Source organism: Aporhodopirellula sallentina SM41, assembly GCF_000346505.1.
Taxonomy (GTDB): Bacteria; Planctomycetota; Planctomycetia; order Pirellulales; family Pirellulaceae; genus Rhodopirellula; species Rhodopirellula sallentina.
The window spans coordinates 1-11,611 of the sequence record NZ_ANOH01000101.1; the positions used below are offsets into that span (position 1 = coordinate 1).

8 protein-coding genes are annotated in these 11,611 nt (G+C 57.0%); 3 read left to right on the forward strand and 5 right to left on the reverse strand.

Features of this window, described 5'->3' with window-relative positions:
- Positions 1–635: lipoyl protein ligase domain-containing protein (locus RSSM_RS05890; protein WP_008675615.1), on the reverse strand; the 635-nt coding region annotated here is incomplete at its 3' end.
- Positions 616–4,239 (reverse strand): ABC transporter permease, encoded by a 3,624-nt coding sequence (locus tag RSSM_RS05895; protein WP_044301319.1) that lies wholly within the window; start codon positions 4,237–4,239, stop codon positions 616–618. The genes RSSM_RS05890 and RSSM_RS05895, both read right to left, overlap by 20 nt.
- 142 nt (positions 4,240–4,381) lie before the next feature.
- On the opposite strand from RSSM_RS05895, the gene RSSM_RS34540 reads away from it, so the two are divergent.
- Together RSSM_RS34540 and RSSM_RS05905 are read left to right on the forward strand one after the other, a co-directional pair.
- A complete protein-coding gene (locus RSSM_RS34540) occupies positions 4,382–5,107 on the forward strand; it encodes a hypothetical protein (RefSeq protein WP_236620974.1) in 726 nt (241 codons plus the stop codon).
- Positions 5,071–6,462: a TolC family protein gene (locus RSSM_RS05905; protein ID WP_008675618.1), complete on the forward strand. Its 1,392-nt coding sequence runs from the start codon at positions 5,071–5,073 to the stop codon at positions 6,460–6,462. The genes RSSM_RS34540 and RSSM_RS05905 overlap by 37 nt, the downstream gene beginning before the upstream one ends.
- Positions 6,463–6,505: 43 nt before the next feature.
- Here RSSM_RS05905 and RSSM_RS05910 read toward each other — a convergent pair whose 3' ends face one another.
- The 3 genes from RSSM_RS05910 to RSSM_RS05920 all read right to left on the reverse strand — a co-directional run bounded on the left by RSSM_RS05910 (position 6,506) and on the right by RSSM_RS05920 (position 10,121).
- Positions 6,506–7,243, reverse strand: coding sequence for a response regulator (locus tag RSSM_RS05910; RefSeq protein ID WP_236620975.1), 738 nt, complete (start codon positions 7,241–7,243; stop codon positions 6,506–6,508).
- Between the two features lie 71 nt (positions 7,244–7,314).
- Positions 7,315–8,541, reverse strand: a complete 1,227-nt coding sequence (locus RSSM_RS05915) for a two-component system sensor histidine kinase NtrB (RefSeq protein WP_008675620.1) — start codon at positions 8,539–8,541, stop codon at positions 7,315–7,317.
- Complete coding sequence (locus RSSM_RS05920; protein ID WP_008675621.1) at positions 8,538–10,121, reverse strand: ATP-binding protein; 1,584 nt, start codon at positions 10,119–10,121, stop codon at positions 8,538–8,540. Before RSSM_RS05920 ends, RSSM_RS05915 begins: the two co-directional genes overlap by 4 nt.
- A 618-nt stretch (positions 10,122–10,739) precedes the next feature.
- Here RSSM_RS05920 and RSSM_RS05930 point away from each other — a divergent pair.
- The coding region (locus tag RSSM_RS05930; RefSeq protein WP_008675623.1) for a sigma-54-dependent transcriptional regulator at positions 10,740–11,611 on the forward strand (872 nt) is incomplete at its 3' end.

Sequence of the window (11,611 nt, forward strand, 5' to 3'; positions counted from 1 at the left end):
TCCACGAGAGCTGGCTCGTCCAAAGCCACGTTGCAAATGAAGTCGCGGTGCGATCGCCCTCGACGGTACTCAGGTTGCCGCGGCGCAAACGCGAGACACTCTGCGATCAAATCCAAATCAGCATCCAAGAGCAGCGTCCCGTGATAGAGCAAGTGATGACGGGCCACTCGCAAACTGTTGCCAGAGAACTTCCGCGTCTTCCAAGTCAAATCACACGTCCCCGCACGATCCGCGTCAGGCAGCTGTGTCTGCACCGCTGACAACACTCGCTGCATCACATAGTCATGAGCCACGTCAATCTTTCGCAGTCCACCCTCGGCGGGCACTCGCACGACGACGCTGTACATCAAACAGCCAGGCCCGCCCACAACCGATGCGCCTCCGGTGCAGCGACGTAACACATCGATGTCGCGTGCCGCGCACCACTCCCGATCAACCTCTTCGCCAATTTTGGAACTCCGCCCGAGAATGACCGTGGGCGTCTGAAATCTCCACACGCGAAAAAGCTCGGTCGGTTTGTCGACGTCCTCATCCGCCTGATCCGATTCGACGACCGAGTCAGCCCACTGCAACATCGCTTCATCCCGCGCCAATTCTCGACGCGAAGCCGCCATGTCAAAGTTCAATCGCAGCATGTTCCGCCCTCAACGAATCGAGTAACGGTAGTGTCATCACACGCCACACCGCGATCATTCCGGCCAACATCCCGAACACCAAAATGCCGAACAGAATCCACATCGGTTCGACAATCGGAACCGAGTTACCGGTCATCCATGCATAAGGAAGAACGGCAACGATTGCCGTCGCAACACCACACGCCATCCCCATCAACAACAAGTAGAAGTTCTCGCCGAGAATCAATTTCGCCAAACGGGAATGAGTGAATCCAACCGCCTGCAACACCGCGAGCTCATTGCGTCGTTCGAGAACACTCCGCAATTGCGAGACAGCCAATCCGATCGTGCCAAGCAACAATCCGAGTGCACCGAGACTTTGAAACGTACGAAGATAGGTATTCTGTACCGCCAGCAAATTTGCCAGCACCTCGTTTGCCGATTGCACGTCCATCCCCACATCCACCAATCGAGACTCAAACGCGTTGACGATCGCGTCTTGAGATGCCTGCTCGCCACGGCGAATTAAGAAATAACGGTAGCCACTCTCCTCCGGGAACGCTTTCTCGAAGTTCACCTCGCCGATTAGCAACTTGCCTTGGAGAACCGACCCGGCCAACAGCCCAACCACCTTGAAGTGCAACTGTTTGCCCGCACCGTAATCGAACATCTTGGTTTGCCCGATTCCGCCGGTCATCTGCAAACTCCACATGGCCGTGTTCTGGTCAATCACAACAGGAATAGGATCATCGGGTGTCCCCTTTCCATCCCTCGCGAGCAAACTCCATGTTTGTTCCTTTTCCGTTGCCTCGGACGACGCCCATCCGAAACGACGCAGCGGATTCGTTTCTGCCGCATCATCCGGAGTTCCTAGTGCTGATGACTCTTCCGCGTCGGAACTCTTTTCGTCACTAACAAACGCCGGCACCCCGAGCACCGTCGGCCGCGCCGATTGATACAGGTTATTGCAACTGGCATCGTCGCCGGCCAACATGCGAAACGCGACCAACGTCGCTCCATCCAAAACACCCGCATCCCGTCCGAGCAGTTCTTCACGGACCACGCTGTCATTCAAATCACGTGCGATCGGGCTACCACTTTCGGCAATCAAGTCGAATCCACCGGTCCCTTCTTCCGTCGGCGACATTCGAAACGCAGTGATCGACAGAATCAAAAACGCCGCCGTCGCAACCAAACCGATCGTCAACGTGCTCCGCAACGGATTGCGTCTCGCATTCGCGGTGGCGAGCGTTCGCAGTGACGGTGTCATGACCGCACGCGCCCCGAGCCGAGAGTGAATCCACATCAGCGACGCGATCAGCAATAGCATTCCGCCACCGACAAATCCTCCGGCGGCTTCCTGGGCTCCACCTTGCGAACCCAACATCGCCGCCGCAACCGCCGCGACCACCAAACCGGCGATGATCCACGGACGCAAACTCCCACCGGTTCGCCGAACACCACCGGATTTTGCCGCGCCTCCCGCCAATGACATTCGCCGTCCGCCGAGAAGCGCCGCCGGATTAAGCTTCAACAAAAACCGCAACGTCCACAGAGCCGTCGCCATGCTCGCCGCCCAACCGCAGATTCCACCAAGCAGGATCGACGTCGGCGTTGCATGAAAACGCAGAAAAGGAACCGTCACCGCGCCGACCCACCAAGAACGCAACGCCCACAATACAAACGCGGCATATCCGACTCCACCGATCACACCAACAATCGCACCGATCGATGCCGTGACCGCCGTTTCCCCCATGACCAACGTCATCACCCGTCGAGGAGAAAAACCAACCGCGAGCAACGTTCCGAACTCATCAATTCGCTGCAACACACCCAACCGCAGCAGAATCGCGATCAACATCATCGCCGCCATAATGACGAACATCGACAATGCCAGGAACAACCCATCAAACGGCGTTGTCCCCTTAGACGCGGCGAGCTGTTCGCTGCGAATCGCCCGGGGAGTCCACCCCAGTTCGTCGCGGATCGGTTTGATCGCTTCGAGAATCTTTGACTCGATTGTTTGCAAATCATATTGAGGATCGATTCTCAGCCCGGTCGTCTGCCCAAACCGACTGCCAAACTCTGCCCGTCCGGCATCGAGCGGGATGAACGCCTTCGGTGTCAAACGATGTTCATTCCAATAATCATCGTCAGCCCGATCGATGCGGCGTTCGAGCTGAAACGGCAACTCCCAATCACTAATCGAATCCTGATCCGTCACGCCAGGAACATCCGGCGTCAAATTGGGATCGTTGTAGGGAGTCAACGGCTTGTCGTAGACGGCCTCGCGGCTGCGTCGGTAGGGTTTGATCGGCCGAGTGATGGGGACCACATCGGTAACCACCGCTTCGAACGATCGCTCAATCTCTTTGCCCCGTTCGACTTCCGGTTCGTAGTAGAAAACACGAACGGTCGCTCCAACGTCGACCTTCAGCCGGTTCGCCGCCCAATCGTTTAAGACGATCGGAATCTCGTCGCTGGATTTCCCGCCTTTCGACGCAGCGCCGCCAACCTGTGTGCCGATCGCGTAATCGAGGCTCAATGTTTCTCCCGAGTCGATCGCCGCGATCGTGCTATACGGGACGCTGGGTTTGCCGTCTGTTTCGCCGGATTCTTGTTCCTCTTGGCGTGGTTCACGCTCGCTCTCGCTGATCGGTTCGATCGCGTTGGCGAGGTACGTGAGCACCGGGGTCACGACACCCTCGGGAAAAGCCGACACGATTCGGTCCACCGCCGTTTCGGGCAACAGCAAACTTTCGCTGGTCAATGACAAGTAGGTGACGGCGTCACCCACTTCAATCTTTCTCAGGTTCCATCCGAGTGATTGCAAACTCAACGGAACCTGAGAGTCCGTCAGCGTTCGATCCGACAGCATCACGTTGGCTTGGCCTTCACGATCGAGCACTTCCGCAACGAGCTTCCGTGACACGAAAACGGTTCTTGGCACCGTTTGGCTGGCCATCAAAGAGAAACGTCCCAACCCTTGATCAGGCAAAATTGCCGCGACCTTCATCCGCGGCAAACCTTCGCTTTGGATCTCGCGTTTACCGAGCGGACTGTCCGCCGGTACGGCACCTTCGACCGGCAAACGCAACGTGATCTGATCGCCAACAGTCACACGCAGTTCGCTCGCCGCGGTTTGATTCAAAACGACGCTATCCTCATCCGGCATCACATCGGGCCTCACCCCAGACGAATCAAAATCCCAAAACGATTCATCCACGCCAACGACCTGAATCCCACCGACATGCCTCGTTCGCGGTCTTGGCGAGATCGAATCGTCGGACGACTCCCCCTCACCGGCCTTCGTTTTCGTTTCGACGCTGCCGCCGGGGAACAAAATCATGCTCGAAACAATCGCGTCACTCGCTTCGCTAGGCAGTTCAACGCTTTCCACCGGAAAGAACGTCCCCGGGGCTAAAACGGTTTCGATCGTCCCGAGTCGCTCAACCGTCAACCCCCGCAAACTACCGCGCATCGAATCGCCGACTAGCAACGCACCAGTGATCACAGCAGTGGCCGTTGCCACTCCCAACGCGACCGCAAGGCTCACCGCTCGCCGATGACGCAAGGTCGCTCGAATCATCGAAAAAATAGACAACGACTCCGACGAGCTGGCCATCAAAAATCCTTCGTTGAATGTCGGGTCATAACGGTTGAGAGCCTCAGCGGAGGGGCAATGGATCAAGTCAACACAAACGGTCGATTGTTCCCAAAAGGGTTCCTATTTCTAGTGTGTCGCTTTTTCACCTTACTGTCCACGCGTGACAATCCAGCCTTTCCTGTCCCGTTTCGCAGACGTCTTTCACCGCATGCCGCGCACCGGCGGCGACGTGGTGGATGCTCTCGTGCGTTCGTTGATGGCTGGCTTCATCACCCCGCCCCAACACCAGCCTCGGTCTGAAACCCAAAACAGAACTCCGACGGGTGTGGGCGTGCTGATCGCGCTGTGCGCGGTGCTGATCGGTTGCCGGTCCTCTTCGAGAGAGACACAACCCGCGATCGGCCAAGACAAAGTCATTCTAAGTTCCCCCGTCGTCAACCGGTCCCCGTCTGCACCTACCGCCGCCGCACACACAGCCTCCCCACAAGGCACAACGCGGCCGGCCCCGCTTGCCGAATCAACCGCTCGCCGCGACACCGATCGACTGTTGCAAATGGTGTCGGTGCGGCAAAGCTCGCAAACCCCGCCCCCCAATCCTCTTCCCACCGCCCAAACCGTCGTTCATGGGCAACCGGGCGATCCGTTTTCGCGTCCCCAGGTGCGTCACTCCGGGGTCGCTCCGAGCCACTTCCGCGACCTCTCCGAATCTGAATTGCTGATGCTCGCGATGCAGCACAGCGAAGTGATTCGTTCGCTCGGTGTTCGTGTCTTGAGTTCCCCGCAATCGGTCACGACTGCCTACGATCCCGCGATTCGTGCCAGTGACCCTTTTTTCGGCCCGCCGCAGCGTTGGCAGAATTCGACAGCCAAATCGGATCGAGCCTGACCACACAAAACAATGATCGTGTCTTCAACAACGCAACGCTCGGCGGTGAGGTTCAAGAACTGCTTCAAGACTACGTCGAGCTCGATTCCACATGGTCGCGACGAAACGTTTGGGGAACCCAGTTCGACGCTCGGTCAATCTACACCTACGACTCCAACAACCGCTCAGGCAATCGCTTCCCCAGCTATTGGGAAAGCCAAATCGAGCTTGGCGTGCGACAACCGTTAATGCGTGGGGCAGGGCGTGAATTCAACATGATCGCGGGACCGAACGCTCAACCGGGTTTCAATTTCTCCAACGGCATTTGGATCGCCAGGATCAATACGAAGATCAGCCAAGCTGATTTCGACATCGCCCTGCGTGACCATTTTCTCGATCTGTACACTGCGTACTGGGAACTGCAGCGTCAGTACGCGGCCTACCACGCGGCCGTTCAAGCCAGAGACGTTTCGTACCGAATTTGGCAAACGGTTCTATCGAAGAAGCAATCCGGTTTGACCGGCGGCGAGGCCTACAAAGAGGCACAAAGCCGAGCGACCTATTACCGCTATGTTCGAGAAGTGCAAACCGTGCTGGGCGGCGGCAACGGCTCCACGGGACTCTACAGTTCCGAACGCACTTTGCGTCGACTGATCGGCCTACCACCGAACGCGGGCGAGTTGCTACGTCCAACCGACTCGCCCGCTGCGGCACGGTTCGAATTCGACCTGCATACGTCAATCGGGAAGGCACTGACGTGCCGCAGTGAACTGTGCCGACAACGTCTTGAACTGCAAAACCGGAACCTTCGATTGATCGCGGCAAAGAATTTCCTGTTGCCGCAACTCGATCTGATCGGACGCACACGAGTGCGTGGCTTTGGTGACGACCTCGATGGCGATGGCGGACGGTTCGCGTCGGCGACAGATGACCTTCTTTCTCTCGACCACCAAGAATGGCAATTCGGAGTCGAAATGGGGGTCTCGCCCCAACGGCGTCAAGCGAAAGCCGCCGTGCGGAACGCGGCCCTGGAACTTCAACGAGAACGCGCTGTGCTTCGCGAGCAAGAACGTGCGATCGCATTTGAAGTCGAAGAGGCCATCGCTGAAATCGAATCCGCCTATCTGACCCTACAAAGTTCCATCGCTCGTGTCGAAGCAGGCAGCCAACGACTCAAATCCTCCGAAGCCCTCTACGCCGCTGGAAAGATTCAACTGGAATTCCTCATCGACGCCACCGAAGAACTCGTCCAATCGCAAACACAACTCGCCGTCGACCGCAGCCGATACAGTTTATCGCTCGTACGCTTGAGCCGAACGACGGGCACACTGCTCAGCGACGTTGGCGTCCATTCGTCTCACTGCTGCCCTGAATGAAAACAAGCTCAACACCCAAGTCATTTCCTACTGACAGCAGACTTCACTCGTTGTCTTCTTTCGAATGGAATCGATCGAGCATTTGAAGTAACTGCTCCATGTCGACGGGTTTGTAACAGAGGCCTTCCACCATGTCACTCAAAGGATCACCCTGATCGCGAGCACCGGTGACGATCAATAACTTCGCATCCGGTCGGACTCGTTTGACAATCTCAATCACCTGTCGGCCGTCGCCATCGTTTAGGCGTAGATCGACAATCGCCGTTTGATAGGCAGCTTGGCCCGCTTTCTTAACGCCGTCGGCTTCTGTGTGCGCCAGGTTGACCCGGTAGTCGTGCTCCTGCAACGTCTGCCAAACGTTGTCGCAGAACGCCTCGTCGTCATCTACGACGAGAACGATCGGCCATCGGCTTACTTCGTCGATCAGCGGCAACAGAGCTTGTAGATCGAGCGGCTTGGGAAGGATCCGCCACGTTCCCGCATCACGTGCCTTCTCGGCACCGTCGCCACCGGCGTATGCGGTGATCATGATGGCAACAATATCAGGACGGATACGTCGAATCTGCCGATACAGCTCGGCCCCATTCATCCCCGGCATCATGTAGTCGAGCAAAGCGACGTCATAACGATTGTGCCGGACCAACTCAATCGCTTCGCCCCCATCGGCGGCCGTGTCCACTTCGTAACCGAAGTCTTCGAGAATGTCCCGCACGTTAAAACGGATATCCTCCTCGTCATCGACCACGAGAATACGGGTGGTATCAACCTTGTTTAACATCATCAGGTGCTTGTTGTTTCCGTGAAATGACAGCGTCAGTCGGTTTGCAAAACATAGCGGAGGGATGTTCCGTCTCAGCCGCCCTGGCCACTCGCGTTCTCATCCGAAACAGGCAACGTAACTCGAAACGTGGTCCCTCGCCCCGGTTCGCTGGTCACACCAATGCTGCCGCCGTTTTTTTCAATGATTGCCTTCGTAATTGCGAGCCCCAACCCCATGCCACGTGCCTTGGTGGAGAAAAACGGCTCCATAATTTGAACCAATCGTTCGGGCTCGATCCCACGTCCCGTATCGGTAATCGAGATCGTCACTTTCTCGCGGCCGCTTCGCGTTCCACCATTCCCCTGACCCGAACCTGCCGTATCGGATGCCTGATTATCACCCGCCGCACAGCCAGCAATCTGAGCATCGAACGTCAATTGACCGCCACTCGGCATCGCGTCGCGGGCGTTCCGGATGAGGTTTTGTAGCGCGATCGGGACCTGATTCTGATCAACGTATACGGGCGGCAAAGTTTCGTCGATCCGATTATCGATCACAATGGACGACGAGAGTGAAGATGCGTCGATAGCGTCGGTGACCAATTGCCTCAAGGAACACGCCATACACTGCGGCGTTGGCATTCGCACCACATCCGTCAATGCCGAGATAACGTTGTCGATCACCGACACCTGACGGTCAATCCGCTGCAGATGCTCGTTGAGCTTTTCGGTGGTGAGTGCTTTCGCATGCTGCAGAAAATAGGCAGACGTTTTGACCGCGTTGAGAGGATTCCGAATCTCGTGAGCGATCCCTCCGGCGACTTGCCCCAACGTCGCGAGCTTTTCCTTCTTCACCAATTCGGACTGTGCCTCGCGCAGCTGCTGTGTTCGTTCTTCCACACGCTGCTCCAACACGGTATTCATCGCCGCGAGATCGGTCTGAGCTTTTTTCAGGTCCGTGATATCTCGCAAGATACCGGTGAAAAGCACTTCCCCGTCGTAAGTCAATTCGCTCACGGCGAGGTGGAGGGGAAACACCGTCCCGTTTTTGCGCCGTCCGTTCACCTCGCGGCCGATACCGATGATATTGCGTTGACCGCCTTTTCGGTACTTCGAGAGGTAACCGTCATGTTGCTCGCGATCAGGCGATGGCATCAACATCGCCACGTTCTGCCCGACGACATCCGCTTCGCTAAACCCGAACATACGCTCCATCGCCGAATTCACGATACGGATGATTCCCACGGAATCCATCACGATGATGGCGTCCACGGCGGTGTTCAACAGTGCCGCGAGTACAGCTTCTTGCTGGTTCTTCATGATATCCGCATCGATAGAGGAAATCGCAGTTCAAACATGGCCCCCTGACCGTCATCGGGATCGACGACATGGATCGTACCATGGTGTGCTTCGACGATTCGGGAAACGATCGACATTCCCAACCCGGTTCCGGTGCTCTTGGTCGTGTAAAAGGGTTCAAACACCTTTTCACTCTGTTCAACGTTCAGCCCGGGTCCGTTATCCGAAACGAAGATCTGAACATGATCATCCCCGAGCTTTTGACATCGGATCTCGATGCGAACCGGATCGTCGGTCGCCGCCAACGAGTTCTCAATCAGGTTGCGAAACACCTGTTCCATCCGCAACACGTCGAGCCGCAACAGACAACCTTTGCCGTCGCCTTCGAGCTGTTCGGTGAACGTCGCATCTCGCCCGCTGCGTGCGACTTCCAAATGCCGCCAAACACGACGCCATATTTCAGGCAAACTTGTCTCTTCCAACTGCAAATGAATCGGCGCCGCGAAAGAGCGCACTTCCTCGAGAAGGTTGTTGAGATCGTGAGTCGCACGTTGAATCGAATCGACATCGCGGCGTGCCTCGGGGCGGTCACCTATTTCCAACTCGAGCATCTCGAGACCGGCCTGAATTCGTTGCAGCGCGTTACGACTTTCGTGGGCCAAACCCGTTATCGTTCTGCCGATCGTCGCCAATCTTTCCGACTGCAACGCTCGCTCTTGAGCGGCTAAGAGATCCGTCACGTCGACTCCTACAGAGAGGACCGCATAGGTTTGTGCGTGGTCATCCTTCAACGTTGTATTGGACCACCGAATCTGACGCTCATGCCCGTCCCGAGTCAGAATGGGATGAATGCTGCCGCTCGTCTCGATGTGTTCCTTCGTGTCGAGAAACACTTCCCGAATCGCTTCGCGTTCTCGCGCAGGAAGACAAACATCAAACCAATCCAATCCCACACAGTCAGCGAGCTTCCAACCCGAAATGCGTTCGAAGTACGGATTGAAACGCATGATGTTGCCTTCCAAATCCAACACCAACACCACCGCCTCTGCCGTTTCGAGAATCTCATCGGCGAACTGCTGCTCGCGCGCTAATTCACCTTCGATCTGACGCCGCTTCGCGATCCGGGCAACGCTCTTCCGCAGCACGCCTGGGTTGATCGGCTTGAGAATATAGTCCACCGCGCCTTCTCGAAACGCCGCAATGGTGCTGTCCATGTCTGCATATCCAGTGACTACGATTATCTCGGCCCCGGGGGCTAGCCGGTGTAGCTCGGGTAGGAACTCATCCGCCGACCCGTCAGGCAAATGACGGTCGAGCAGTATCAACCCGACCTGATCCTCGCTTACCAATTCTCGTGCGGTCGCCATCGATGGCGCCACCAAAACTCGGTGCCCATCCATCTCCAAAATGTCGCACAGGTTGCCGCGCGTATCCGGGTCATCCTCCACCAACAGGATCGTTAATTCGTAGTCCATCGTGCCACCATTACTTGCGGGGTACTCCGTATCTCGCCCGGTGGCCTGCGGCCGATGGACCTCTGACGGACAGAACGTTTCGTGTCCCGCCTCACCGACGGACTCGGTCGGATTGGGAATCTGCACGCAACGTGCCCTCCCTCTCACTCGAATCCGCGGGACAGCCGAACGAGCGAAACCAGACCACTGCGACATAGCCCAAATCCCCGGCATTTCAGAGCAATTCGGCCGCCCGATCGTCTCCACGAGCGCAGAAAACGGAGCATGCGAAAATCTCAAGCTGAGAACCTCCGCACACCTTCAAGGGTGTGCGGCACGCCTTGACCGTGCGATAGTGCACTCTTTTCGCTGGGTGTGCTGGTTTCGTGGATTGTCTCAGCCAAAATGTTTGACGGCAATGGGCACCCCAAAAACGCCGCGATCCGTTAACGAAAACTCATTTTGTCAGACGAATGAGTTCAGGTGGTGCCCCCGCAGGCCCGGGTCGAGACAGAAATTTTAGTTTCGCGGAACACACTTCGCTCCTCCCGTTCGCGTGGGACGATGCTGCCGAGACCGCCACGACGTTGCCGACCGGGACACACAGCGGCCAACACAGCGGCCAACGCAGCGGACGCCCCGCGGGCATGGGACACGCGACAGCAAACCACCCGGCACGACGCCTGCCCCACATCAAATCTGCCCACCAAGCAAATCTGCCCAGCACCACACCTCCGTAACACACCTTCGAAGCTACGCTTACCGATGACTGACAAGCCAATCAAATTGCTGCTCGTGGAAGACGAACACGACTTTCGGGAGACCTGCGCCCGTTGGATGCAACGCAAGGGCCACAACGTGACGGCGGTAGCAAGTGGCGCCGAAGCACTCGGTTTATGCGAACAGGAATTATTCGAAGTCGCCGTGTTCGACATGAACATGCCCGGCATGTCAGGCATGGAACTGTTGCAACGTGTCCAACAGGCCAAAATCGAAATGGAGGTGATCATCCTCACCGGCCAAGGCACGATCGAGTCGGCTGTATCGGCAATGAAACTCGGTGCCTGCGACTACCTCACCAAACCGTGTGCGCTCGGTGACCTCGAACACCACTGTCAACTCGCCCGCGACCTCGGCAGTTTGCGAAAAGAAAACCGCCAACTCAAAGCGGTCATCTCACGAGACCGACCTCGCGTTCCGTTGATCGGAAACTCACCGGCGATGAGCGAAGTCACTCGCATGATCGAGAAGATCGGCCCCACCGACAAACCCGTGCTGCTGCAAGGCGAAAGCGGCACCGGCAAAGAAGTGATCGCTCGATCGATCCAACAATGCAGTCGCCTGCGTGATCAACCGTTCGTCACGATCAACTGCGCCGCACTCCCTGAACAACTCGTCGAAAGCGAACTGTTTGGTCACACCAAGGGTTCTTTCACCGGCGCGACGGCCGACAAGCCCGGCCTATTCGAAATCGCCGACGGCGGAACCCTGTTCATCGATGAGGTTGGCGAACTGCCACTCTCGTTGCAGCCGAAGTTGCTCCGCGTGCTCGAAGACGGATCGATGCGACGAATCGGATCGCACAAAGAACGCGTGGTGAACGTCAGGATCATCGCGGCCACCAACCGTGACCTTTC

What these genes read in the sequence shown, in the direction of transcription:
- RSSM_RS05915 (WP_008675620.1), bottom strand. Translation starts at nt 8,541, where the DNA reads ATGAAGAACCAGCAAGAAGCTGTACTCGCGGCACTGTTGAACACCGCC.
- RSSM_RS05895 (WP_044301319.1), bottom strand. Translation starts at nt 4,239, where the DNA reads ATGGCCAGCTCGTCGGAGTCGTTGTCTATTTTTTCGATGATTCGAGCG.
- RSSM_RS05910 (WP_236620975.1), bottom strand. Translation starts at nt 7,243, where the DNA reads ATGATGTTAAACAAGGTTGATACCACCCGTATTCTCGTGGTCGATGAC.